This is a genomic window from Streptomyces sp. GMY02 (assembly GCF_019056675.1).
GTDB classification, from domain to species: domain Bacteria; phylum Actinomycetota; class Actinomycetes; order Streptomycetales; family Streptomycetaceae; genus Streptomyces; species Streptomyces odonnellii.
In genome coordinates this window covers 5,326,856-5,352,763 of sequence record NZ_CP077658.1, presented here as the reverse complement: position 1 = coordinate 5,352,763, position 25,908 = coordinate 5,326,856, and the positions used below count along the sequence as shown (strand labels likewise).

The 25,908-nt window shown below is 71.6% G+C and carries 15 protein-coding genes and 1 pseudogene; 9 read left to right on the top strand and 7 right to left on the bottom strand.

Going from position 1 to position 25,908, the window contains the following annotated elements:
- Positions 1-86 precede the first annotated feature (86 nt).
- Positions 87-776 (bottom strand): cell division ATP-binding protein FtsE, encoded by a 690-nt coding sequence (ftsE, locus tag KQY30_RS22645; RefSeq protein ID WP_046503740.1) that lies wholly within the window; start codon positions 774-776, stop codon positions 87-89.
- 392 nt (positions 777-1,168) lie between these two features.
- Here ftsE and KQY30_RS22640 point away from each other — a divergent pair, with 392 nt between their 5' ends.
- The gene (locus KQY30_RS22640) at positions 1,169-1,363 is read left to right on the top strand and encodes a hypothetical protein (protein WP_046503743.1); all 195 of its coding nucleotides are present in this window, start codon (positions 1,169-1,171) and stop codon (positions 1,361-1,363) included.
- A 183-nt stretch (positions 1,364-1,546) separates the two neighbouring features.
- Here KQY30_RS22640 and KQY30_RS22635 read toward each other — a convergent pair whose 3' ends face one another.
- The 4 genes and pseudogenes from KQY30_RS22635 to KQY30_RS22620 form a co-directional block, all read right to left on the bottom strand.
- Positions 1,547-2,215, bottom strand: coding sequence for an LPXTG cell wall anchor domain-containing protein (locus KQY30_RS22635; RefSeq protein ID WP_217308406.1), 669 nt, complete (start codon positions 2,213-2,215; stop codon positions 1,547-1,549).
- A 270-nt stretch (positions 2,216-2,485) separates the two neighbouring features.
- A complete protein-coding gene (gene prfB, locus KQY30_RS22630; protein ID WP_217308405.1) occupies positions 2,486-3,592 on the bottom strand; it encodes a peptide chain release factor 2 in 1,107 nt (368 codons plus the stop codon).
- A 16-nt stretch (positions 3,593-3,608) separates the two neighbouring features.
- Positions 3,609-4,792 (bottom strand): annotated as a pseudogene (locus KQY30_RS22625) (serine/threonine-protein kinase).
- 107 nt (positions 4,793-4,899) lie between these two features.
- Complete coding sequence (locus tag KQY30_RS22620; RefSeq protein ID WP_217308404.1) at positions 4,900-6,573, bottom strand: serine/threonine-protein kinase; 1,674 nt, start codon at positions 6,571-6,573, stop codon at positions 4,900-4,902.
- Between the two features lie 469 nt (positions 6,574-7,042).
- Between KQY30_RS22620 and KQY30_RS22615 the strand changes: the two genes are divergently transcribed.
- The 4 genes from KQY30_RS22615 (at position 7,043) to KQY30_RS22600 (ending at position 15,355) form a co-directional block, all read left to right on the top strand.
- A complete protein-coding gene (locus tag KQY30_RS22615) occupies positions 7,043-11,338 on the top strand; it encodes an FHA domain-containing protein (RefSeq protein WP_217308403.1) in 4,296 nt (1,431 codons plus the stop codon).
- A 258-nt stretch (positions 11,339-11,596) separates the two neighbouring features.
- Complete coding sequence (locus KQY30_RS22610) at positions 11,597-12,988, top strand: ABC transporter substrate-binding protein (protein ID WP_217308402.1); 1,392 nt, start codon at positions 11,597-11,599, stop codon at positions 12,986-12,988.
- A 31-nt stretch (positions 12,989-13,019) separates the two neighbouring features.
- Positions 13,020-14,339 carry a carbohydrate ABC transporter permease gene (locus tag KQY30_RS22605; protein WP_254407282.1) on the top strand — a complete coding sequence of 440 codons (1,320 nt, stop codon included), beginning with the start codon at positions 13,020-13,022 and terminating at the stop codon, positions 14,337-14,339.
- 212 nt (positions 14,340-14,551) lie between these two features.
- Complete coding sequence (locus KQY30_RS22600; protein ID WP_217311252.1) at positions 14,552-15,355, top strand: carbohydrate ABC transporter permease; 804 nt, start codon at positions 14,552-14,554, stop codon at positions 15,353-15,355.
- A 205-nt stretch (positions 15,356-15,560) separates the two neighbouring features.
- Here KQY30_RS22600 and KQY30_RS22595 read toward each other — a convergent pair whose 3' ends face one another.
- A complete protein-coding gene (locus tag KQY30_RS22595; protein WP_217308400.1) occupies positions 15,561-16,169 on the bottom strand; it encodes a TetR/AcrR family transcriptional regulator in 609 nt (202 codons plus the stop codon).
- A gap of 278 nt (positions 16,170-16,447) precedes the next feature.
- Here KQY30_RS22595 and KQY30_RS22590 point away from each other — a divergent pair, with 278 nt between their 5' ends.
- The 3 genes from KQY30_RS22590 (at position 16,448) to KQY30_RS22580 (ending at position 19,663) form a co-directional block, all read left to right on the top strand.
- On the top strand, positions 16,448-17,353 hold the full coding sequence (locus KQY30_RS22590) for an ABC transporter permease (RefSeq protein ID WP_254407659.1): 906 nt from the start codon (positions 16,448-16,450) through the stop codon (positions 17,351-17,353).
- Entirely contained in the window at positions 17,346-18,158 is an 813-nt protein-coding gene (locus KQY30_RS22585; RefSeq protein ID WP_254407281.1) for an ABC transporter ATP-binding protein, read from the top strand. Before KQY30_RS22590 ends, KQY30_RS22585 begins: the two co-directional genes overlap by 8 nt.
- A 137-nt stretch (positions 18,159-18,295) precedes the next feature.
- Entirely contained in the window at positions 18,296-19,663 is a 1,368-nt protein-coding gene (locus KQY30_RS22580; RefSeq protein ID WP_254407280.1) for a glycosyltransferase family 87 protein, read from the top strand.
- A 59-nt stretch (positions 19,664-19,722) separates the two neighbouring features.
- Here KQY30_RS22580 and KQY30_RS22575 read toward each other — a convergent pair whose 3' ends face one another.
- Positions 19,723-24,798 (bottom strand): NAD-glutamate dehydrogenase, encoded by a 5,076-nt coding sequence (locus KQY30_RS22575; RefSeq protein WP_217308398.1) that lies wholly within the window; start codon positions 24,796-24,798, stop codon positions 19,723-19,725.
- Between the two features lie 435 nt (positions 24,799-25,233).
- Between KQY30_RS22575 and KQY30_RS22570 the strand changes: the two genes are divergently transcribed.
- Positions 25,234-25,800 carry a DJ-1/PfpI family protein gene (locus tag KQY30_RS22570; protein WP_217308397.1) on the top strand — a complete coding sequence of 189 codons (567 nt, stop codon included), beginning with the start codon at positions 25,234-25,236 and terminating at the stop codon, positions 25,798-25,800.
- Positions 25,801-25,908 lie beyond the last annotated feature (108 nt).

The following is a 25,908-nucleotide window of genomic DNA, read 5'->3' as shown; positions in this document are numbered from 1 at the left end:
GGCGTCCTTTCAGCTTTCGTTTCAGCTTTCGGTGCTCAGATGCGGCGGGCGCCCGGTGCCGGCAGACACCCAGCGCCGGGAAGCGCTCAGTGCTGGTAGCCGTAGACGCCGCGTGCCTGGTCGCGCACCAGCCGGCCCTTTTCCAGCTCGATGACGCGCTTGCGCATCTGGTCGACGATGTTCTGGTCGTGGGTCGCCATCACGACGGTGGTGCCGGTGCGGTTGATACGGTCCAGCAGCTTCATGATGCCGACGGAGGTCTGCGGGTCGAGGTTTCCGGTCGGCTCGTCCGCGATCAGCAGCAGCGGGCGGTTGACGAAGGCCCGTGCGATCGCGACGCGCTGCTGCTCACCACCGGACAGCTCGCCGGGCATCCGGTCCTCCTTGCCGCCGAGACCGACGAGGTCGAGGACCTGGGGGACGGACTTGCGGATCTCGCCGCGGGACTTGCCGATGACCTCCTGCGCGAAGGCCACGTTCTCGGCGACGGTCTTGTTCGGCAGCAGCCGGAAGTCCTGGAACACGGTGCCGAGCTGGCGGCGCATCTGCGGCACCTTCCAGTTCGACAGGCGCGCGAGGTCCTTGCCGAGGACATGCACCATGCCGTGGCTGGTGCGCTCCTCACGCAGGAGCAGTCTCAGGAAGGTCGACTTGCCGGAACCGGACGAGCCGACCAGGAAGACGAACTCCCCCTTCTCGATTTCGAGGGAGACATCACGCAGGGCCGGGCGGTTCTGCTTCGGGTAGGTCTTGGAGACATTGTCGAATCGGATCACGGGATGCACCACGCACGGTCGGCCGGGAGTTACGGAGCTACGGAATGAGCGGGGAAGCAGGGCTACGGGGGATTCGTGAGTACGGGACTGCGAGTCGAGTACGGGACTACGAGTACGGGACCAGGTGAGCGAGACCTTACGCGAACGGGACAGGGCCGCGCAGTCCGCATCCCGGGATGAGACGGGGCCAACAGCGGCGGTACGTCCCGACTTGGGCGCTTTATCACGGATGCCGGGCAGCCGCCAGCGTTAATGGGCCCACCGGAATGCGGTCGGCCGCGCCGAAAGCTTCGGAAACTGGCACAGTGGGGTGGGGAACGGTCGGGTTTCCCTGAGCGTTGAGCGGAGTGAACACTGGCTGCGGCTCCGCCGCGCGGTGAGGAGGAATGCGCATGACCTACGACCGATTGGTGTGCGCCAACTGCGCGGGGCCGGTCAGCGAGGGCAGATGCCCCGTCTGCCGTGCCAACAGGGAGCGACTTCAGCAGCGGGGCCCCCTGGGAGGCCTGAGCCCGGTGGCTCTGCTGACGCTGCTTCTCCTGCTGGTGGCGGCGGTGGCGCTGGTCGCCGCGCATCAGCCCGCCTGACACCCGGTCCGCCCGGGGCGAGGGGTACGTACCGGCTGAGCGGTGCGTACACCGGCCCGGGGCCACACCTCACAGGGCACGCAGAGGGGCCCGGAACGCCGATGGAGGCGTTCCGGGCCCCTCGTGCCTGTACTGGCTGCCGGCCGGTCCCCCGCTGATGGGGGCCCGGCCGTCCGTACGCGCTTACGCGACCGTACGGCCACCGCCCACCAGACGCGGCAGCATCCGGAAACCGATACCGCCCGCGATCATGGTCGCGGCGCCGATCAGCAGGAACGAGGTCTCGGCGGCGCCGGTCTCCGCCAGCTCCTCCTTGGCCGAACCCTGCTGGACCGGCTGGGAGCCGGCGCTGTCGGTGTCGGTGTTGTCGACGCACTCGGCGCCGTCGAGGTCGACGGTGCAGGTGCCCGCGCCCTCGCCGTCGCCCGAACCGCCACCGTTACCGCCGGTAGCGCCGCCCTCACCGGGCTTGGTCGGGTCCTCGGTGGGCTCCTCGGTCGGGTCCCCGGTGGGCTCCTCCGTCGGCGGCTCCTCGGTGGGAGGCTCCTCCGTCGGCGGCTCCTCGGTCGGGGGCTCCTCCGTCGGGGGCTCCTCGGTGGGGGGCTCCTCGGTCGGGGGCTCCTCCGTGGGCGGCTCCTCCGTGGGAGGGTCCGGGATCTCGGTCGGCGGCACCGTCGGAGTGTCGGTCGGGTCGTCGCCGATACCGGTGAGGCCGACATCGACGGAGACACCCGCGACGTCGACTCCGATACCCGCGGCCTGAGCGGCGCCCGCGATGGTCAGCGAGGCGCCGGCGGCGATCACCGCACCGGCCGCCACGCGTGCCACGCGGATCCGCGTCTTCTTGGTCATCTGCTTGCTACCCCCAGTAGCTCATTCGTCATCGGTGCAGCGCCCGGCGCAGCGGCCACGGGGGTCCGGTCGTACTCCGCCCCCGGTCTCACGCGCCTCGGAATTACGCATGCCGCGCGCCAGCTTTCCCACTTTTCATATACGCGTCAAGGTGGTTGCGAGCGCGATGACCGTTATCGCGTCAGTTGTCCCGCGCGGGAGAGGCAACTGTGACGAAAAAGGGAACTGCCGCCCCGTGGGCGGCAGTTCCCTTGTCGACAAAGCGTGAGTTTACTTCTCCTGCTGCTTGCGCCAGCGAATTCCCGCTTCCAGGAAACCGTCGATCTCGCCGTCGAGCACGCTCTGCGGATTGCCCACCTCGAAGTCGGTCCGCAGGTCCTTGACCATCTGGTAGGGGTGCAGCACGTACGAACGCATCTGGTTGCCCCAGGAGTTGCCCCCGTCGCCCTTGAGCGCGTCCATCCTCGCCTGCTCCTCCTGGCGGCGGCGTTCGAGCAGCTTCGCCTGGAGGACGTTCATGGCGCTCGCCTTGTTCTGGATCTGCGAGCGCTCGTTCTGGCAGGAGACGACGATGCCGGTGGGGATGTGCGTGATACGGACCGCGGAGTCCGTGGTGTTGACGCCCTGTCCGCCCGGTCCCGAGGCGCGGTAGACATCCACGCGCAGCTCGGACTCGTCGATCTCGACATGGTCGCTGGACTCGACGACCGGAAGCACCTCGACCCCGGCGAAGGAGGTCTGACGGCGGCCCTGGTTGTCGAACGGCGAGATACGGACGAGCCGGTGGGTGCCCTGCTCGACGGAGAGCGTGCCGTACGCGTAGGGCGCCTTGACGACGAAGGTGGTCGACTTGATGCCGGCCTCCTCCGCGTACGACGTCTCGTAGACCTCGGTGCCGTAGCCGTGCCGCTCGGCCCAGCGCAGATACATGCGCTGGAGCTGCTCGGCGAAGTCGGCGGCGTCGACGCCGCCCGCCTCGGCGCGGACATTGACGAGGGCCTCGCGCTCGTCGTACTCGCCGGACAGGAGCGTACGGACCTCCATCTCGTCCAGCGCCTTGCGCACCGACTCCAGCTCGGACTCGGCCTCGGCCCGGGTGTCCGGGTCGTCCTCGGCCTCGGCCAGCTCGAAGAGCACTTCGAGGTCGTCGATCCGCCCGCGGAGCGCCTCCGTCTTGCGGACCTCGGCCTGGAGGTGCGAGAGCTTACTGGTGATCTTCTGCGCCGCCTCCGGGTCGTCCCAGAGGGACGGGGCCGCGGCCTGCTCTTCCAGCACGGCGATGTCGGCCCTCAGTTTGTCGAGGTCCAGGACGGCCTCGATCGACCCCATGGTCGAGGAGAGGGACTTCAGCTCTTCGGATACATCGACGACTGCCACGCCACCAGCCTAGCCCCTAAGAGAACACAACCAGCCAGCCGCCCGCGGCCACCGCCACGACCACCAGTGCCACCACCACTCCCAGCGTGAGCCGTCGCTTCCGGACCGTCTCCGCCTTGTGGCGGGCCGAGCCCGGCCTGCGCTGGCCCGGGGAGCGGGGGCGCGGGCCGTGCCGCGGGCGCCGCCCGCCAGTTCGTCGGGGCCCGGGACGCGCATGCTCGTATGCGTGTCCCGGTTGGAGTCCGGTGCCGCGCCGGGGACCAGCGGGACCGCGCCGCGGCGGCGCGGCTCCTCGGGCGCCACCGGCCCCCGCTCCTCGTACGCCGTCGGCTCGGCCGGTTCCGCGTCCGGCTCGTCCACGTCCAGCGGGGGGATGCCCGCCAGCGTCGGAAGCTGCTCGCGCAGCCGCGCCGCCAGCTCGGAGGCGCGCAGCCGGGACGCCGGGGCCTTCGCCAGGCACTGGACGAGGAGCTGCCACAGCTCCTCGGGGATCCCGGGCAGCGGGACGACGGTCTCGGTGACATGCCTGCGCAGCACGGCCCCGGGGTGTCCGCCGCCGAACGGGGTGAAGCCGGCGAGCAGTTCGTACAGCACCGTGGCCAGCGCGTAGATGTCGACGGCCGCGCGCGGCGGCAGGCCCTCGACGATCTCGGGCGCCAGATAGTCGGGGGTGCCGATGATCCTGGTCGCCTTGGTGCGCCGCGGGGTGTCGATCAGCTTGGCGACCCCGAAGTCGGTGAGCAGCGCGGGGTGCGCGCCGCCCGGGCCGAGCGGGCCCTCCATGTCGAGCAGGATGTTCTCCGGCTTGACATCGCGGTGGACGACCCCGGCGGCGTGCGCGGCGGCGAGGCCGTCGGCGACATCGGCGATGATCGCGACCGCGGCCTCCGGGGCGAGCCTGCGCTCGCGCTCCAGCCGGGTGCGCAGATCCGTACCGCGGACGAGCTGCATGACGAGCGCCAGGTCATTGCCGTCCACGACGAGATCGCGAACACCGACCACCCGGGGGTGGTCGAGACCGAGCAGGGCGGTGCGCTCTTGTACGAAGCGCCCGACCAGCTCCTGGTCGGAGGCGAGGTCCTCGCGCAACAGCTTGATGGCGACGGGTCCCTCGGGCCCCTCGCCGAGCCACACCGTGCCGGCGCTGCCCCGCCCCAGAATCTGATGGGCGGTGTACCGGCTGCCGATATTCCGTGCCAAGACTGCTCCCTCAGCGGCTGGCGTTGCCCATCAAAGTACGCGGGTATCGGGGTGTTCCGTACGGGTTCCGGGGGTTGTCACCCCTGGGGTCACTGTCCGGCCCGGAATCACTGTCCGGGGACGGAACCCGTACCCGATCCGGAACCGGTGCCCGGGTCGGAACCGCCCAGCTCCGAGATCCAGTTGGTCACCGTCGTAAACGCGTCGCTTATGGCCGACCAGTAGCTCTTGCCCTCGGCGATCCAGTCCTGAAGCGGGGTCAGTTCCCAGACCAGCCAGCCCGCGACGAAGAGCAGCACAAGCGTGAACAGGCAGCCCTTCAGACAGCCCAGGCCCGGGATCCGCATCGGGTTCGCGCCGCGCTGGCGCGGCTGACGCGGGGCCGGCTGCTGGGGCGGCGGCTGCGGAGGCGCGTACTGCTGTTGCTGCGGGGGCGGCGCGTACCGCTGCTGCTGCGGCTGGGGAGGCTGCGGGGCGTACGGCTGCGGCTGCCGCTGAGGGCGCTGCTGGCGTACGGGCGGCGGGGGCTGCTGCTGCCGGGGCGCCTGCGGGCGCTGCGGACGGCGGCGCAGCGGGTCCTGGTCCGGGTCCAGATACTGGACCTGCGTCTGTTCGTTGCGGTCGCGCGCGGCCCTGAGCTGGGTCTGCCAGGGGTGCGGGCTCTCCGGCTCGGGGGTCCCGTCGGGGCGCGGCGGTACGGGCGGCATCACCGCGGTCGGGTCGGCGGCGCCCGGGGCCCCGCCGAAACCGGGACCCGCTCCGGAGGAGGGCAGGACGCTGGTGGCCGCGTTCGGATCGTACGAGCCCGCGTTGCCCGGCAGGACCTGCGTGGGGTCGGCGGCGCCGGGCAGGTCGGGCACCGGCGCGGGAGCCGGGTCGGGCGCGAGCAGCGCGCCGACCCCCAGCGCGGCGTCGACCTGGGCGGGGGTGGAGTGCACCCCGACCCCGGCGGCGACGGTTCGCAGTCCACGGGCGAGGTTCTCGGCGCTGGGCCGCTGGGCGGGGTCCTTGCGCAGACAGCGCTCTATGACCGTCCACAGCGGCTCGGGCACGGTGGTGGGGCGGCGGGGCTCCTCGCTGAGATGGCGGTGGAGCACCTCCAGCGCGGTCGCGCCCGCGAACGGCGGACGGCCGGTGACCAGTTCGTACAGCAGGATGCCCGCACCGTAGATGTCGACGGCGGAGGTCTGCGGGCGGCCCTCGGCGGACTCCGGCGCGACATAGGCGGGGGTGCCGACGAACTCGTGCGTACGGGTCAGGCCCGGGGAGTCCGCGAGGCGCGCGATGCCGAAGTCGGTGAGCATCGGGTGCATCCGGCCGTTGTCGTCCTTGAGGAGGACGTTGGCGGGCTTGAGGTCCCGGTGCACGACGCCGTCGGCGTGGCTGGCGGCGAGCGCGTCCGCGATCTGGGCGGTCAGCAGCGCCGCGGCGACCGGGGAGAGCGGGCCGTTGTCCCGCAGATAGCGGTGCAGATCGGGGCCGTCGACCAGGTCCATGACCAGCGCGAGGAGATCGCCCTCGACGACCAGGTCGCGGGTGCGGACGATATTGGGGTGCGTGAGGCGGAGCAGTACGGAGCGCTCGCGCAGGAAGCGCATCACGACATCCGCGTCGTTCGCCAGCTCCTCCTTGAGGACCTTGATCGCGACGGTCTCGCCCGGCTGGCCGGCCACGGCCGCCTCGGCGCCCGCGGTCTCGCGCTGACGGGCGCGCCAGACGGTGCCCGTGGCGCCGCGGCCGAGCGGCTCCTCGAGCAGGTACTTGCTGCCTACCGGCCGCACGTCATGCGCTCCCTGCTGGTGTGGGTCGGGTCACTGCCCCGGGCGCCCCGGGCCTGCGACCCACTTTAGACCGCCCGAACGGGTCACCGAGCGGATCAGCGGGCGGATCACCGGTCGGTCATCTTCCGCTCCCACTCCGGTCGTGTTCGGAGACAAGACGCTCACATAGCGCGGACGGTTGCCGAACAGCAGGTCGGAATGGTTCGCAGATGATCACAAGCTGCCCCGAAGCGACATTCAAGCAGGTACTTTTGCGCCAACAGCCGACTATTCAAGATCACTTGGCGTCGGCCGCCGGGCGTGTTGTCAGTGGCAGGTGCGAGGATGCCCCCAGCACGCGAAGGTGTGGCGGGGGGCCGCGCCGTCCGTGCCGACCTGTACCGGGCGACGCGTCGGTGCGTGGTGGGGGGAAGAGACTCAGGGCAGTTCCCCTGCCGGGCACGCCGCGCAGAAGGGACCGCTGACGGCGATGCAGATCCGGCTGACCGTCCTCGCTCCGCACGGCGGGCATGCCGCCGCGCGCGCGTGCGATGTGCTCGTCACCGCACCGGCCGGGACGGCGCTGGCCGCCGTCGCCTCCGGCCTCGCCACCGCCGTCTCCGGCCCGGACGTCCCGGGCGCGGTCGTCCTGTACGCGGGCAGGGAGCGGCTCGACGCCCAGCGCCGCACGCTCGGCGAGCCGCCGCTGATCGACGGAGCGGTGCTCTCGCTCCAGGTCCCGGGGGAGGACGACACGCCGGCGGACGACGCGCCCGCGCAGCTCCATGTGGTGGCGGGGCCGGACGCGGGCGGGGTGCATCTGCTGCACGGCGGGCGGATCAGGATCGGCCGCTCCGCCGACGCGGACGTACCGCTGGACGACCCGGACGTGTCACGGATCCACTGCGCGGTGACGGTCGGGGACGACGGCCGGGTGTCGGTGGCGGACCTGGGCTCCACGAACGGTACGACGCTGGAGGGCGCGGCCGTCGGCGAGCGCCCGGTCCCGCTGCCGCCCGGCGCGCTGCTGCGGCTCGGCGAGTCGGTGCTGCGGCTCACCTCGGGCGAGCGGCCGCCCGTACTGCCCACGGCGCCGGACGGCGAGGGCCACTTGCGGATCGCCCGGACGGACGGGCCCACGGGGTCGTCGGGTGCGGGTCCGGGTCCGGGTTCGGGTTCTCCGGGGGCGGGCGGTCCGGCCGCCGTGCCGGGGAGCGGGCCGACGACGGGCGCGTACGGCACGGGCGGATTCGGTACGGACGGCTCGGAGTACGGCCCGGAGGGCGCCTCACCGGGCCCGCAGTACGGCAGCGGCCTGCGCGAGGCGGGGCAGGACGGGACGGTCCGCGGCGACCAGGCGCGTGACGGACGAGCGAGTGACGGCCGGGGACATGACGGCCAGGGACGTGGCGAAAGTCATACGGCGCGCGCTTACGGCGGCTCGGTCCCGGCGGGCGCGTCGAGCCGGGTCCTGGGCCCCCAGTACGGCAACCCGCCGGGCGCCCCCCGGGTCCCCGACCCTCGCAGCGCCGACACCCACTACGGCTTCCGCGGCCGTATGGACCCCCCGCCGTCGGACGACTCCCACACCAGGGCCGCCACCCCGGACCCGTCGGAGGTCACGCCGTCCCGGCACCCGGGCGCGGCTCCGGGCGACAGCACGCCGTACGAGCACACGGGCACCGGACCGGACGACGGCGCCGTATGGCAGGGCGGCGGAGGCCCGGCCGACAGCACCCCGTACGGGCAGTCCGGCACGGGACACCCGGGGCAAGCACCGTCGGGCGCGGGAGCGGCCGACGGACCGCCGTACGGGAACAGGGGCGCGGGCCGGGCAAACGGCTCCGCCTGGCCGGCGGGCACCGGACCCGACGACGACACCTCCTGGCGCAGCGGCCCCGGACCCGCCGACAACACCTCGTACGGGCACGGCCTCGGCGGGCCCGGTTCCGGTGTCCCGGCGCGGGGCGGCGCGGGTGCCGCCGATGACCACGCCCGCCATGCGGGCACCCCGTACGGCACCGGGGCCGGGGCCGGTTCCGGGAACGACGGGCCGCAGGGGCACAGCCGTACGGGCGGCGCCCGGCGGCAGGGGACGCCCCCTCGGGGGACCGAGGCGCCCGAGGCCGCGGCCCGGCGGCGGGGCGGGATAGGCGCCTGGGCGCGACGGCTCGCCGGCGGGCGGGACGAGGAGCCCGCCGGAGCCGGGGCGGACGGACCCGGGAGCGCGGCCGGAGCGGCGGGGCAGGGCCGGCCCGAGACCTGTCCGGACCCGGCCGCCGTGCTGCTGACCGCGCTCGGTCCGGGCCCAAGGCTCTGGGAGCGGGACAGCCGCCACCCGGACGCCCTGGTCGTCCGGCTGGGCACCGCGGACCGCCCGGCCGCCGCCGCGCCGGTGACGGTCTGTCTGCGCGAGGCCGGTTCGCTCGCCCTGGCGGGCCCCCGGGAGCGGATCAGCGGCATGGCCCGCTGGGCCGTGGCACAGCTCGCCGCGCTGCACTCCCCCGCCGATCTGGAGATCGTCCTGATCAGTGCGGACCGGACGCGCACCCTGGACGAGCGCCGGGCCGACTGGGGCTGGCTCGGCTGGCTCCCCCATGTCCGGCCCGCGCACGGCCAGGACTGCCGGCTGCTGCTCGCCTTCGACCGTGACCAGGCGGCGGCCAGGACGGCCGAGCTGGCCCGCCGGCTCGACGACGGCCCACTGGGCACCGGCTGGGCCTCGGCCGATCCCTGGACCATCACGGAGGCGGCGGCCCGCCACGACGGCCCGTACACCCTGGTGATCGTCGACGGCGATCCCGGTTCCGCCGCGCTGCGCGAGTCGACGGCGCAGCTCGCGGGGGCGGGGGCCGCCGCCGGGATCCATCTGCTCTGTCTCACCGAGACCCCGGCCGCCTCACCGCTGTCGCCGATCGCCGCGATGTACGAGACGGCGTGCGCGGCCTCGCTCCCGTTCCGTGAGTGCGGCGCGGTCGCCCTGCTGAGCGGTGATGTGGCCACCACGCTGCGGCTGCTCCGTACGTCCGTGGGGCAGCCGACGGGGCATGGCACGGTCGCGGTGGTGGACGCGGTGTCGGCGGCCTGGGCCGAGCGGTTCGGGCGGGCGCTGGCACCGCTGCGCGCGGCGGCGGGCAGCGCCAGGAGCCGTCCCGCGGCGGTGCTGCCCCGGTCGGCCAGGCTGCTCGACGAGCTGGGACTGGCGCGGGCCACCCCGGCGTCGCTGATGGCGCGTTGGGCGTCGGCGGCGGACCGTACGGGCGACTGTACGGCCGTCCTCGGCGCCGGGCCGCGCGGCCCGCTCAGCGTCGATCTGACCGAGGAAGGCCCGCATCTGCTGATCGAGGGCCCGCCCGGCAGCGGCCGTACGGAACTGCTGCGGTCCGTCGCCGCCTCGCTGGCCGCCGCGGGTCCGCCCGACCGGCTGGGGCTGCTGCTGGTCGACGGCGCGGGCGGCGAGCGCGGCGAGGGCCTCTCGGCCTGTACGGAACTGCCGCATGTGACCGAGCACTTGATCGCCTCCGACCCGGTCAGAATGCGCGAGTTCGCCCAGGCACTGGGTGCCGAGCTGAAGCGCCGCGCCGAACTGCTGGGCCGGTCCGACTTCGCGGAGTGGCACCGCGAATGGGGCGCGGCCCAGGACGTACGCGCCGCCCAGGACGTACGCGAGGCCCCGGACCGGCCGACCGGCCAGCGCGGTGCCGGTACGGACCGCTCGGCCGGCCGGCGCGACCCGAACGCCGACGCGCCGATCGGCCGGCACGCCCCCGGCTCCGATCAGTTGACCGGCCGGCACGCCCCGGGCGCCGATGGCCCGGCCGACCAACGTGGCCCGGCCATCGACCGGTTCGCGGACCAGCGCACTGCGAGCGGCGACGGCCCGACCGGCCGGCGCACGCCCGGCGCGGACCGGTTCCCAGACCGGTTCCCCGATCGTTTTCCCGGTCAACGCGGCGTCGGCACCGACCGGTTGACCGATCAGCGCGCCCCGGGCCCGGACCCGGCGACCAGTCGGCGCACCCCTGGCGTCGACGCCCCCGTCGGCTCGTACGCCCCGGACCCCGACCGGCCGTCCGGCCGCCACGCGCAGGCCGGCCCCGAGCAGCGCTCCCCGCGCCGCGCCGAGTCCCGCGCCGATCTGCCCGAGCAGCAGCAGGACGGGACGCACGCCGACCCCGAAGCCGCCGCCCGGGGCGCGGTCCGGCTCCGTACCGCCGCCGGGAGCCCCGGCCACGGCCACGGACGGCGCCCCGCCCCCCTCCCCCGACTCGTCGTGCTCGTCGACGACTTCGACGCACTCGTCGCGCCCGCGCTCGGCAGCCCGGGCCGCCCGGCGGCCGGTTCGGTCGTACGGGCCCTGGAGGCCGTGGCCAGGGACGGCGAGCGTCTCGGCGTACATCTGGTCGCCGCCTCGGCGCGCCCCGACCGTACCGTCGACACCGAACTGGCGCAGGGCGCCCGGCTGCGGGTCGTGCTGGACGCCCCGCCCGTCGCGCCCTCCCCCGACGATCCGGCGCCGGGCCGCGGCCGGCTGGGGCATCCGGACGGCCGGGTCACCCCGTTCCAGGGCGGCCGGGTCACCGGCCGTATCCCCCGTACGGCCACGCAACGGCCCACCGTCGTGGTGCTGGAGTGGGAGCGGATGGGCGATCCGCCCGCCCGCCGGCCGGTCAGGGAGCTGGGCAACGGACCGACGGATCTCGCCCTGCTCGCCAGCGCGCTGGACCGGGCCGCGCGTTCGGTGGACGCCGTCCCGGTCGCACCGCTGACCCCGGCTCACCCGTGAGCATCTCCTGACCGTCCCCCGTCCGTCCCGCAAATCCTGAGGCGCTCATCCCGGAAACCCTGAAGATCCCTTTACGTCCTCAGCGGCACGTCACGAGCCCATCACGATCAAGGAGTTGACGCCGGTAACAGTATTGCGACAGCAGATCACCCGGCGTAGGACTGTCCGCACGGGACGAGAGCAGCGCCGCCACGTCACGGCCGCGAAGCCGTTCCACACGCGTAGATCCGTACGCACTCGGACAGAGACGGGGCAGTGATGGGTACAACTCGTAGGGCACGCAAGGTTCTTGGCGCCGGGAGACTCGGCACCCGCAGGGCCGCCGTGGCGGCCGTCGCCGCCGGCGCCCTGGCGCTCACAGGCTGCAGCAGCGACTCGGGCGACGACAAGGGCTCGGACAGCGCCGCGAGCAAGGAGCCGGCGGCCACCGTCCAACTGCCCCAGCTCAAGGGCGAGACCATCCAGGTCGCCGCGGTCTGGACCGGCCCCGAGCAGGAGAACTTCACCAAGGTCCTGACGGAGTTCGAGAAGCGGACCGGAGCGAAGGTCACCTTCGTCCCCGCGCAGGACCCGATCGTCAACTTCCTCGGTACGAAGATCGCCGGCGGCAGTCCGCCGGACGTGGCGATGCTGCCGCAGGTCGGCGCGATCCAGCAGGCCGTCGAGAAGCAGTGGGCCAAGCCGGCCGGTGCCGAGGCGAAGGCCCAGCTCGCCAAGAACTACGGCAAGGTGTGGCAGGACCTCGGCTCGGTGGGCGGCGAGCAGTACGGCGTGTACTTCAAGGCCGCCAACAAGTCGCTGGTCTGGTACAACAACGCCGCGTTCGAGAACGCCGGCGCCTCGGTCCCGGCGACCTGGCCCGACTTCCTGACGACGGCCGAGACCATATCGGCGTCGGGCGTCACCCCGGTCTCGGTCGGCGGCGCGGACGGCTGGACCCTCACCGACTGGTTCGAGAACATCTATCTCTCCCAGGCGGGCCCGGAGAAGTACGACCAGCTCGCCAAGCACGAGATCAAGTGGACCGACGGCTCCGTGCGGGACGCCCTCACCACCCTCGGCCAGCTCTTCGGCAAGCCGAACCTGATCGCGGGCGGCGCGGACGGCGCGCTCCAGACCGAGTTCCCCGCCTCCGTCACCCAGACCTTCACCGGCGGCGACCAGCCCAAGGCCGCGATGGTCTTCGAGGGTGACTTCGTCGGCGTCAACATCGCCGAGACCGAGGCCAAGATCGGTACGGACGCCAAGGTCTTCCCGTTCCCGGCGGTGGGCCCCGAGGCTCCGGTGGTGACCGGCGGCGACGCGGCCGTGGCACTCAAGGACAGCAAGGGCGCCCAGGCGCTGCTGACGTTCCTGGCGTCGACGGACGCCGCGCGGATCTGGGCGGAGGCGGGCGGCTTCATCTCGCCGAACAAGTCCCTGGACTCCGCCTCGTACCCGAACGAGGTGCAGCGCGGTATCGCCGAGGCCCTGATCGCCGCGGGCGACAACGTCCGCTTCGACATGTCGGACCAGATGCCGCAGTCGTTCGGCGGTACGCCCGGCAAGGGCGAGTGGAAGGCGCTCCAGGACTTCCTGAAGAACCCGAAGGATGTCGCGGGCGCCCAGCAGAAGCTGGAGTCGGACGCGGCCAAGGCGTACCAGAGCTGACGCGGTGACAACGGCGGCGACGGGGGGCACCGTGCCGGTGCCCCCCGGTCCAGGCAAACGCAAGAGCGTGACAGGCACACGTAAACTCGTCGCGGCCGGCTTTCTGCTGCCCGCGCTGGTACTGCTCGGCGCGCTCGTGGTCTACCCCATCGGGTTCTCGGTCTACCGGTCGTTCTTCGACAAGTCCGGCGACAGCTTCGCCGGCCTCGACAACTATGTGGAGATCTTCACCAACGACACCATCCTGACCGCGGTCCAGAACAACGCGATCTGGGTGGTGGTGGCGCCCACAGTCGCCACCGCGCTCGGGCTGATCTTCGCCGTACTCACCGAACGGGTGCGCTGGGGCACGGCGTTCAAGCTGATCGTCTTCATGCCGATGGCGATCTCGATGCTCGCCGCGGGCATCATCTTCCGGCTGGTGTACGAGCAGGACCCCGACCGCGGCGTCGCCAACGCGGTCTGGGTCGGCGTGCACGACACCTTCAACGAGTCGGCGGGCTTCCCCAACGCCCATCCGCTGCCGGTCCATCCGCTGAAGCCGGCGGGCGGCGGCGCGTTCATCACCAAGGAGCCCGTGAGCGCGGGCAGCGTGGTCCAGCTCCCGCTGGTCGGCGTGCCGCCCGCGAAGATGCCCTCCGACGCGGTGCCCGCCAAGGCGCCCGCGGCGGAGGACGGCCGGGTCACCGGCACCGCCTGGCTGGACTTCACCAAGGGCGGCGGCGGCAAGCCCAATGCCATCGACACCCAGGAGCTGGGCCTCCCGGGCATCACGGTGGAGGCGGTCAAGGACGGCAAGGTCGTGGCCTCGGCGAAGGCCGCCGCCGACGGTACGTTCAGCCTCCCCGCGGCCGCGGACGGAGCGCAGCTCAGACTCCCCGAGGCCAACTTCAGGGAGCCGTACAACGGCGTGGACTGGCTCGGCCCCTCCCTGGTCACCCCGGCGATCATCGGCAGCTATCTGTGGATGTGGGCCGGGTTCGCGATGGTGCTGATCGCGGCGGGGCTGGCGAGCGTGCCCCGCGAACTCATGGAAGCCGCGCGGGTGGACGGCGCGAACGAGTGGCAGGTCTTCCGGCGGATCACCGTACCGCTGCTGGCACCGGTCCTCGCGGTCGTGATGGTCACGCTGATGATCAATGTGCTGAAGATCTTCGACCTGGTCTTCATCATCGCCCCGGGCTCGTCGCAGGACGACGCGAATGTGCTGGCGCTCCAGCTCTACCGCTCGTCGTTCGGCACGGACGCGGATCTCGGCGTGGGCAGCGCCATCGCCGTACTGCTGCTCCTGCTGGTGATCCCGGTGATGCTCTTCAACGTCAGACGCATGCGAAGGGAGACCCGCCGGTGAACGCCGCCCGTCTCCCCGCCCCCGCACACTGCCGGGGGTCCGGGGTCGCCCCCGGGACAGCACAGCAACGTCAGGCGCATGCGAAAGGAGGCCCGCCGGTGACCACGGACGCTCAGACGGTCCCGGTGGCCGCGAACGGCCGGAGCGAACAGCCGGTCAAGGCGCGGCAGTCCCTCGCCGGCCGGATCGCCGCCCGCGCGGGCGGCGGGGCCATGCGGATCTTCCTGGTCCTCGTCGGCCTGTTCTGGCTGATGCCGACCATCGGACTGCTGCTCTCCTCGCTGCGCGACTCCTCGGACATCGCGGCGAGCGGCTGGTGGCAGATCTTCACGGCCCCGGCCCAGCTCACCACCGAGAACTACGCGCAGCTCCTCGACAACGACACCATCACCAACTCCCTGCTCTCCACGATCCTGATCACCGTCCCCTCGACGGTCCTGGTCGTGGTGATCGGCTCGCTCGCCGGATACGCCTTCGCGTGGATGGAGTTCCCCGGCCGCGACTGGTGGTTCCTGGTGGTCGTGGGGCTGCTGGTGGTGCCGGTGCAGGTCGCGCTCGTACCGGTCTCGAAGCTGTTCGGCGCCATCGGCATCTTCGAGACGACCTTCGGCGTGATCATCTTCCATGTCTCCTTCGGCCTCCCCTTCGCGATCTTCCTGCTGCGCAACTTCTTCGCGGAGATCCCGAAGGAGCTGCTGGAGGCCGCCCGGCTCGACGGGGCGGGCGAGATACGGCTGTTCGCGCGGGTCGTGATGCCGCTGGGCGGCCCCGCGATCGCCTCGCTCGGCATCTTCCAGTTCCTCTGGGTCTGGAACGACATGCTGGTCGCGCTGATCTTCGCGGACTCGGAGAGCCCGCCGATCACGGTCGCGCTTCAGCAGCAGGTACGCCAGTTCGGCAACAACATCGATGTCCTGGCGCCCGGCGCCTTTGTCTCGATGGTGATTCCGCTGGTCGTGTTCTTCGCGTTCCAGCGGCAGTTCGTGACGGGCGTGATGGCGGGAGCCGTCAAGTAGCCCTGGGCTGAGAAACGGGGAGGGCCGGTCGCGGGACGACCGGCCCTCTTCCGTGTTCTGTGTCAGGGGCCGAGGGGCCGGCCCGGGTGCGTTGCGCGTAAGTCCGCGTACGTACGCGTGCGTTCCGGTACGTACGCGTAGGTTCCGCGTACGTACACGTAGTGGCTTCCGCGTACTTTTCGGTGCGTCAGGTGCGTCAGGTGCGTCAGGCGCGGCTCAGCGCCGCCACCGCCGAGGCCGCCAGGTCGTCCAGATACCCCTTGGGCAGACCGCCCCGTACGACCACCAGCCGCCAGTAGAGCGGCCCGACGATCAGATCCAGCGCCCGGTCGGCGTCGGCCCCCTCGGGGAGTTCGCCGCGTTCGACCGCCTCCCGGACGATCACCGCCGCGATGCCCCGCTGCCCGTCGAGCAGCGCCGTCCTGATCGCGTCGGCGATCTCGGGCTGGCGGGCCGCCTCCACCAGCAGATCAGGGATGACCTGCGAGGCCACCGGGTGGCGCAGGGCGTGCGAGGCCACTTCGAGCAGGGCGCGCACATCGCCGTACAGGGAACCGGTCGCGGGGGCGGGCAGCCCCTGCGACGCGAAGGCCGAGACCAGATCGAGGACGAGCGCCAGCTTGGACTTCCAGCGCCGGTAGACGGCGGTCTTGCCGACCCCGGCCCGGCGCGCGATGCCCTCGATGGACATCCGGGCGAACCCGACCGCGGCCAGTTCCTCGAAGACGGCGGCGCGGATGGCGTCGGTCACATCCTCCCGGAGAACGGCGGCTCCCGCGGGGACGCGGCGTGAGGTGCGGGGGTCCGTGGTCATGAACACCGAGCATAGCGTGACCGTGGCGTCACGACGAGACGGTTGCGTTCCGGCGTACTCCGTCCTACCTTGGGCGTTGCGACGATACGGATCCGTCCCGACGCAAGCATCCCGTAAGCGCCCGTCCTCCTACGGCGCCCCGCCCTGTCCCGCCTCGCAGCGCGCGGCGCGTACCCGCGTACACCGGTACGCACATATGCCCCCAGCCACCGCCGAAAGCCGACATCTCCGTGAGCCAGCCGATCGCACCGACCGCACCGGTCCCGGATCCGGACCTCCTGCCCCTCCTCGACCAGGCGCCCGGCGCGGCCGCCGAGACCGACCTCGGCGCCCTCGCCCGCCGCCATGGGCTGACCGTGAGCGGCGCCCGCCCCACCCTGCCCGCGTATCTGCGCGGCCTCTGGTCCCGGCGTCACTTCATCACCGCCTTCGCCACCGCCCGGCTGACCGCCCAGTACAGCCAGGCCAAGCTCGGCCAGCTCTGGCAGATCATGACCCCGCTGCTCAACGCGACGGTCTACTACTTCATCTTCGGAGTGCTGCTCGGCACCAAGAACGGTGTGCCGGACTTTGTGCCGTTCCTGGTCACAGGCGTCTTCATCTGGACCTTCACCTCCAGTTCGATCATGGCGGGCACCCGCGCGATCTCCGGCAACCTCGGTCTCGTACGGGCCCTCCACTTCCCGCGCGCCGCCCTGCCGGTCGCCCTCGCCCTCCAGCAGCTCCAGCAACTTCTCTTCTCCCTGGGCGCGCTGGCGGTGATCCTGATCTGCTTCGGCGAGTACCCCAAGCCGAGCTGGCTGCTGATCGTGCCGGCGCTGGCGCTCCAGTCGCTCTTCAGCACCGGGGTCTCGATGGCCGTGGCGCGGCTGGCGGCCAGGACCCCGGACATCTCCCAGCTCATGCCCTTCGTCCTGCGCACCTGGATGTACACGTCGGGCGTGATGTGGAGCGTCGACAAGGTGGCCGGCAACGGCCGGCTGCCGCATGCCGTCACGGTGGCCCTGGAGTGCAATCCGGCCGCCGTCTACATCGACCTGACGCGCTTCGCGCTCATCGACAGCTTCACCGCCGCCCGGCTGCCCCCGCATGTCTGGGCCGTCGCCGTCGGCTGGGCGCTGCTCGCCGGAGTCGGCGGGTTCCTGTTCTTCTGGAAGGCCGAGGAGGAGTACGGACGTGGCTGACCGCATCCCCGCCGACACGGGACACACCCCCGCCGTCGCCGAACGCGTCCCCACCGTTGTCGCCGACGGGGTCCACATCACCTATACGGTCCATGGCACCCGGGGCGGGCGCGGCAGCGCCACCTCCGCCCTGAGCCGGATCGCCTCCCGCCGGGCCACCCCGGGCGCCCGCCAGGTCCATGCCGTACGGGGTGTCAGCTTCGCGGCGTACAAGGGCGAGGCGATCGGTCTGATCGGCTCCAACGGCTCGGGCAAGTCGACCCTGCTCAAGGCGGTCGCGGGACTGCTCCCGCCGACCCGGGGCAAGGTCTTCACCCGGGGCCAGCCCTCGCTTCTCGGGGTCAACGCGGCCCTGATGAGCGATCTGACCGGCGAGCGCAATGTCATCCTCGGCGGGCTGGCCATGGGCATGTCGCGCGAGCAGATCCGTGAACGCTACGACGCCATCGTGGAGTTCTCCGGGATCAACGAGAAGGGAGACTTCATCTCCCTGCCGATGCGGACCTACTCCTCGGGCATGGGCGCCCGGCTGCGCTTCTCGATCGCCGCCGCCAAGAGCCATGAGGTCCTGCTGATCGACGAGGCGCTCTCCACCGGCGACGCGAAGTTCCAGCGCCGCAGCCAGGAACGCATCGCGGAACTGCGCGAGGAGGCCGGGACGGTCTTCCTCGTCAGCCACAGCAACAAGACGATCACCGAAACGTGTGACAGGGCGCTCTGGCTGGAGTCGGGGACGCTGCGGATGGACGGCCCGGCGGCGCAGGTCGTCGCGGCCTACGAGGAGTTCACGTCCAAGAAGAAGTAGCGGGAAGCAGCGGGCGGCACGAAGGAGCCCGAACATGCGCGGGGGCCCTGGATCGAGCACGAGGGCCCCTGGACGACGAAGTACCCGAGTGGAAGAGCCCCAATAAAGGGTGACAAAGCGGGCTAGGGTGCCGGTCGATGACAAACCCGCCGACCGGCACAGCCGACACCCCCGAGCCCACGCCCGCCCGCGCTCCCGCCCGTACACCCGCTCCGCCGCGCGCTTCTTCCCGTACCGAGGAGATCCCGATCGGTCCACCCGGCCCCGGCGCGCTCCTCGCCTGGGCCACCTGGTCCTCATGGTCCGCCTGGTCCTCGTGGGCCATCTGGTCCACCCCCGCCGTCTGGACCGGCTGGGCCCTGAGCCGGCTCGCGATGCTCCATCTGATCCTTCACGACACCCTCGGCGTGGGCGCGGTCGGCCGCGAGGTGCACGGCGTCTACCGGCACTGGTACGAGCAGCTCAAGCTGGGCTCCTTCCCCGTCGACGACGCGACCTGGCAGTACCCGCCCGGCGCCGGGGCCGTACTGCTCTCGCCCGTGCTGCTGCCCTGGCTGACCTTCTTCCAGGCGTTCGTCGTCCTGGCCCTGCTCTCCGACGCGGTCATCACCTTCGCGCTGGTACGGGCCGGCCGCCCGGCCGGATCCTCGGCCGCCGGGGCGTGGCTCTGGGTGGGCGGCCTACCGCTGCTGCTGCACACCCCTCTCGTACGGTACGACGTCCAGGCCACCGCCCTCGCCGTCCTCGCGCTGCTCGCCGTACGCCGCCATCCGCGCACCGGCGGGGCACTGGCCGGGCTCGGCGCGATGGTGAAGGTCTGGCCGGCGCTGACCCTGCTGGGCACCCCCCGCGGCCGTACCACCCGCGCCGCCTGGACCTCCGCGGCAGCCGGCGCCCTCGTACTGCTGGGCGTCCTCGCCCTGAACTTCGAACGCCCGCTGGACTTTCTGCGCCAGCAGGGCGGCCGGGGCATCCAGATCGAGTCGCTCGGCGGCACCGCGCTCTCCCTGGCGCGGCTGGCGGGCTGGTCCGGCCGGGTCGAATACCGTTACGGCGCCTTCGAGTTCACCGGCCCGCATGTGGCGGCCGTATCCCTGGCGGCCCTGCTGCTGACCGCCTCGGCCTTCTGCTGGCTGCTCCTCTGGCGAGTACGCGCCGGACACTGGACAGCGGCCACCCCCTTCGACGCGGCGCTGACGGCCGTACTCCTCTTCACCGTCACCAGCCGGGTGATCAGCCCGCAGTATCTGATCTGGCTGCTGGGCCTGGCCGCGGTCTGTCTCACCTGCCGGGAAACGACGCAGCGCCCGGTCGCCCTGCTGCTGCTCCCCGCGACCGTCCTCAGCGCCGTCGGCTATCCGGTGCTGTATCTGGACGTCATGGCCGTGACGCCGCTGGGCTGTCTGGTGATGGCGGTCAGAAACGGCCTTCTGCTCGCCGCCGCCCTGCTGGCCTGCCGACGGCTGTGGACCGGAACGCGAGGGGGTGCGCCCGGCTCATCATGAGCCCGGCGCACCCCCACCCACCTACAGAGCCGGCCTACAGCCGACCATGCGTACGCGTATCAGCTATGCGTACGCAGCAGCGTCCGCATCGTCCGCATCGCGACCGACAGATTCGCCAGATCGAACGCGTCCGACCCCTGGATCTCCTCCAGCGTCGCCCGTGCCCTGGACAGGATCGCGGCGTTCTTCCCCTCCCACGCCGTGAAGCGCTCCGCCGGCGTCGAGTTCCCATTGCCCACGGTCAGCACATCCGCGGTCAGCGCGGCATGCGCCGCGTACAGGTCCTCGCGGATGGAGGCGCGGGCCATCGACTGCCAGCGGTCCGCCCGCGGCAGCTCCACGATCCGGTCCCTGAGCTGGGTGATCCGCAGCCGCTCCCCGAGGTCGTAGTACACCTCGGCAACGGAGAGCGGGTCCTGTCCCGTACGGTCCGCGATCGCCACGATGTCCAGCGTCGGGAAGGCGGACGAGAACCCGGCGACCCGTACGGCCAGTTCCTCCGGGACCCCCGCCTCGGTCAGCTCCGCCAGAATGCGCTGGTACCACTCCATCTCCGCGCCGCGCAGCATCGTGGGCAACTGCGCCCACACCCGCTCGACTCCCGCCGCGAAGAACTCGATGGTGCCGGTGATCTCCAGCGGCTGCGGCCGGTTGCCCAGCAGCCAGCGCGTACCGCGCTCGACCAGCCGGCGCGAGTGCAGCCTGATCCGGGTCTGGACATCCGCGGAAACCTGGTTGTCCAGCGCCTCCACCGCGTCCCAGACCGCGTTGAGCCCGAAGATGTCCCTGGCCGAGGCCTGTGCGCGGACGATCTCCTCGGTCGACGCCCCGGTCTCCTCGCGCAGCCGGTGCAGGAAGGTCGAACCACCGCTGTTGACGGTGTCGTTGACCAGCACCGTCGTCACGATCTCGCGGCGCAGGGCATGCGAGTCGATCCGCTCGGGGAACTGCTCGCGCAGCGCCGAGGGGAAGTACGCGTGCAGCAGCTTGCGCAGATACGGGTCGTCCGGCAGGCCGGTGTGGATCAGCTCCTCGGCCACCGTGATCTTGGTGTACGCGAGCAGCACCGCCAGCTCGGGCTGGGACAGGCCCTTGCCCGCGCTCAGCAGTTCGCGGATCTGCCGGTCGGTCGGCAGGAACTCCAGCCCGCGGTCAAGGTGTCCGTCCCGCTCCAGCCTGCGCATGAACCGCTGGTGCGCGTGGAGGAGGGACGGCGCCTGGGAGCAGGCGTTGGCGAGGGCGGTGTTCTGCGCGTAGTTGTTGCGCAGCACCAGCGCGCCGACCTCGTCGGTCATCTCGGCGAGCAGCTTGTTGCGCTGCTTGACGGTCAGATCGCCCTCCGCCACCAGACCGTTGAGCAGGATCTTGATGTTCACCTCGTGGTCGGAGGTGTCCACACCGGCGCTGTTGTCGATCGCGTCGGTGTTCACCCTGCCGCCGGCGCCGCCCGCGCCGCGCCGCGCGAACTCGATACGGCCGAGCTGGGTGAGCCCCAGATTGCCGCCCTCGCCGACGGCCTTGACCCGCAGCTCCTCGCCGTTGACGCGGATCGGGTCGTTGGCCTTGTCGCCGACATCGGCGTTCGACTCGGTGGAGGCCTTGACGTACGTACCGATCCCGCCGTTCCACAGCAGGTCCACCGGGGCCTTGAGGATCGCCTTCATCAGCTCGGCGGGGGTCAGCTTGGTGACCCCGGGCTCGATGCCGAGGGCGTCGCGGACATGCGCGTTGACGGCGATCGACTTGGCGGTACGGGGGTGGATGCCGCCGCCCTGCGACAGCAACTGCTTGTTGTAGTCCGCCCACGAGGAGCGCGGCAGCTCGAACAGCCTGCGGCGCTCGGCGTACGAGGTGGCCGCGTCCGGGTGCGGATCGAGGAAAATGTGCCGGTGGTCGAAGGCCGCGACCAGCCGGATGTGCTCGGACAGCAGCATCCCGTTGCCGAACACGTCGCCGGACATGTCACCGACGCCGACGACCGTGAAGTCCTCGGTCTGGGTGTCGTGACCCAGCTCGCGGAAGTCCCGCTTGACCGACTCCCACGCCCCGCGGGCCGTGATGCCCATGCCCTTGTGGTCGTATCCGGCGCTGCCGCCGGAGGCGAAGGCGTCGCCGAGCCAGAAGTCATAGGCGAGCGCGACCTCGTTGGCGATGTCGGAGAAGCTCGCGGTGCCCTTGTCGGCGGCGACGACGAGATACGTGTCGTCCTCGTCGTGCCGGACCACGTCGGCCGGCGGCACGACCTCGCCCGCGACCATGTTGTCCGTGATGTCGAGCAGCGCCGAGATGAAGATCTTGTACGAGGCGATGCCTTCGGCGAGCCAGGCGTCCCGGTCCACGGCCGGGTCGGGAAGCTGCTTGGCGACAAAGCCGCCCTTGGCGCCGACCGGCACGATCACCGTGTTCTTCACCATCTGCGCCTTGACCAGGCCGAGCACCTCCGTACGGAAGTCCTCGCGCCGGTCGGACCAGCGCAGCCCGCCACGGGCGACCTTGCCGAAGCGCAGATGGACGCCCTCGACGCGCGGTGAGTACACCCAGATCTCGTACGCCGGGCGGGGAGCGGGCAGATCGGGGATGGCCTGCGGGTCGAACTTCATCGACACATAGCTGTGGTGCCGGCCGCCCTGCTTCTTCCCGCCCCGCTTGTCCTTGTCGCCCCTGCTCTCACGCTTCCCGTCGGCACCCTGGAAGAAATTGGTACGGAGCGTGGCCTTGATGAGGGTGAGGAAGGACCTGAGGATCCGGTCCTCGTCCAGGCTCGCGACCTGGTCGAGGGCGCCGTCCAGCTCCTCCAGCATCGCCTCCGTCAGCTCCGTGCCGGCGCGCTGGCGCTCCGGCGACATCCTGGCCTCGAAGAGGGAGACCAGCAGCCGGGTGGTGTGGACATTACTGCGGAGGGTGTCCTCCATGTAGTCCTGGCTGAAGGTCGTGCCCGACTGGCGCAGATACTTGGCGTACGCGCGCAGCACCATCGCCTGCCGCCAGTCCAGACCGGCGCGCAGGACAAGGGAGTTGAAGCCGTCGTTCTCCGCGGCGCCGGTCCAGACCGCCGCGAAGGCGTCCTGGAAGCGCTCGCGGGCGTCATCGGCGAGATAGTCGCCGTCCGCGCCGCCAAGCGGCATCCGCAGGCCGAAGTCGTAGATCCAGGCGATCGTACGGTCGGTGCAGCGCAGCTCGTACGGACGCTCGTCGACGACCTCCACCCCGAGCCGCTGGAGCACGGGCAGGACGGCGGAGAGCGAGACCTGCTCGCCCGAGCGGTAGATCTTGAAGCGCCGCTCGCCGGGACCCGCGCCGACCGGCTCGTACAGCGAGAGCGAGAAGTCCGACTCGGCCTTGCTGAGCGCCTCCAGATGCACCAGGTCCGCGACGGCGGCGCGCGGCGAGTGGTCCGCCTTGTACCCCTCGGGGAACGCGTTGCCGTACTGGCGCAGCAGCTCGGCGGCGCGCTCCTCGCCGCATTCGGCGTTCAGCGCCTCGCCGAAGGCGTCGCTCCAGGAGCGGGCGGCCTCGACGAGCCGGGCCTCGATCCGCTCGGTGTCGGCGTCGGTGAGCTTGGCCAGCTCGGTGCCCCGGGGGACGCGGACGACGAAGTGGAGCCTGGACAGGATCGATTCGGTGTTCCACGCGGTGAAGTCGACGCTGGAGCCGCCCAGCTCCTCCTTGAGGATGTCGACCAGCCGCAGCCGGACGCCGGTGGTGTACCGGTCGCGCGGCAGGTAGACGAGGGCCGAGTAGTACCGCCCGTACTCGTCCTGGCGCAGATACAGCCGCAGCCGTCTGCGCTCCTGGAGGTAGAGCACGCTGGTGACGATCGAACGGAGCTGGTCGACCGGCGTCTGGAACAGCTCGTCGCGCGGATAGGTCTCCAGGATCTGGAGCAGATCGCGGCCGTCGTGGCTGTCGGGCGAGAAGCCCGCGCCCTCCAGCACCTCGGCGACCTTGCGCCGGATCACCGGGACCCGCCGTACGGACTCGGTGTACGCGGCCGAGGAGAAGAGCCCGAGGAAACGCCGCTCGCCGACGACATTGCCCTTGTCGTCGAACTTCTTCACCCCGACATAGTCGAGATAGCCCGACCGGTGAACGGTGGAGCGGCTGTTGGCCTTGGTGAGGACGAGCAGCTTGTGCTCGCGGGCCTTGGCGCGGGCGTCGGCGGGCAGCCGGCTGAAGGACGGGCTGACCGGATGGTCGTCGTCCTCGCTCTGCTGGGGGTCGGAGCGCAGGATGCCGAGACCGGTGCCGGGCACGGCCGACAGGGCGTCCGCGTCGGTGAGCTGATACTCGCGGTACCCGAGGAAGGTGAAGTGGTCGGCGGCGAGCCAGCGCAGCAGCTCGCGGGCCTCCTCGACCTCCTGGTCACGCAGATCGTCGGCGGTCGGCTCGGTGGGCAGTTCCTCGGCGATGCGCAGCGCGGAGTCGCGCATCTTCTTCCAGTCCTCGACGGTCTCGCGGACGTCGGACAGGACACGGAGCAGGTCGGCGGTCATCTGCTTGAGATCGGCGCGGTCGGTCTCGCGGTCGATCTCGACATGGATCCAGGACTCGATCAGCACATCGTGGGACCGGTCGGCTGCGGAGGCGTTCGCCTCGGGGAGGACCTCGATCAGCTTGCCGGTGACATCACGGCGTACGACGACCTGCGGGTGGATCACCGCGTGGATACCGCGGCCCTGACGGGACAGCTCATTGGTGACGGAGTCCACCAGGAACGGCATGTCGTCCGTGACCACCTCGACCACGGAGTGGCTGCACGTCCAGCCGTTCTCCTCGACCGTCGGGGTGTGCACCCGTACGCTGGCCGTCCCCTGCGGGCGGTGTCCCGCCAGCCGGTAGTGCGAAAGCGCCGCGCCGAGGATGTCGACCGGATCGCGGTCGGAGAGGTCCTCGGGGGCCGTGTGCAGGTAGTAACGCTGGAGGTACGCACGGAGCGCGCCCTGGCCGTCCAGACCGGCACCGCCGCCGGGCACGCCTGGGGCGCCGGCGGGCGCGCCGTCACGGGCGCCGGGCGCCGCCTCGTCCTCCCGGGGGCCGCCCCCGAGCGCCCCGGTCCACCCCGCCGGGCTGTTCTCAGCGGCCCGGGCCGCCTGTTCCAGCAGCTCAGCCTTGGCTTCGTCCAGCTTGATCTGCATGTCCTCTGACTCCTGTCGCGCGCCATTGCGTGACGTTGGTGAAGGATGCGACGCAACGCCACGACGCGGGGTTTCCGGTCGAGGTCGACGTTATGCCGCGATGAGAGATGTCCGGGGCGTTATTGGCCAATTTTGGCGGCCGGCCCGGACCGTGGCGATCAGCGGTCGTCCGGACGCTGTGGCGCTCCGGGCACGGGCGGGAGGCCTCACTGCCCCCACGGCATATCGCACTGATCACCGCCCAAGGCTATATCCCCTCACCGGAAGGCCGTCATGAGCCGCATGTGCAAAAGACGGCGCCCAACTTTGACACTCTGGACAGCGACACGGACCGCGCGGGCCGGGACGGGAAGCGGCCCAGGGGACGACACTGGTCGACATATGGACAGATTCTCGACAGATGGACGGATCGACCCACCCCTTCCGGGAGCAGTCATGACAGCCAAGGTTCTGATCGTCACCGGCGACGCCGCCGAGTCCCTCGAAGTCCTCTATCCCTATCAGCGTCTGCGCGAGGAGGGGTACGAGGTCCATATCGCGGCCCCCACCCGCAAGAAGCTCCGGTTCGTCGTCCACGACTTCGAGCCCGGTTTCGACACCTACACCGAGAAGCCCGGCTACACCTGGCCCGCCGACCTCGCCTTCTCCGAGGTCGACCCCACGCAGTACGCCGCCGTCGTCATCCCGGGCGGCCGCGCCCCCGAGTATCTGAGGGGCGACGCGGAGCTGCGCAAGATCCTGAAGTCCTTCTTCGACGCCGACAAGCCGGTCGCCCAGATCTGCCACGGCCCCCTCCTCACCGCCGCCCTCGGTGAACTGGCCGGCCGCCGCGTCACCGCCTACCCGGCGCTGGAACTCGACATGCAGGCCGCCGGAGCCACCTTCCAGGACACCGAGGCGGTGGTGGACGGCAATATCGTCTCCTCCCGTGCCTGGCCCGACCACTCGGCCTGGATGCGTGAATTCCTCACGGTCCTCCGAGCGAAGGCCCCCGTCACCTGACCCCGTCACCTCACCCCCGTCACCTGCCCCGTCCTGCCCGCACCCGTCACCGCGGCGCCGCCCCCCGCCCGGCCTGCGGCGCCTCACGGCGTGGCGTCACAGGCTCCG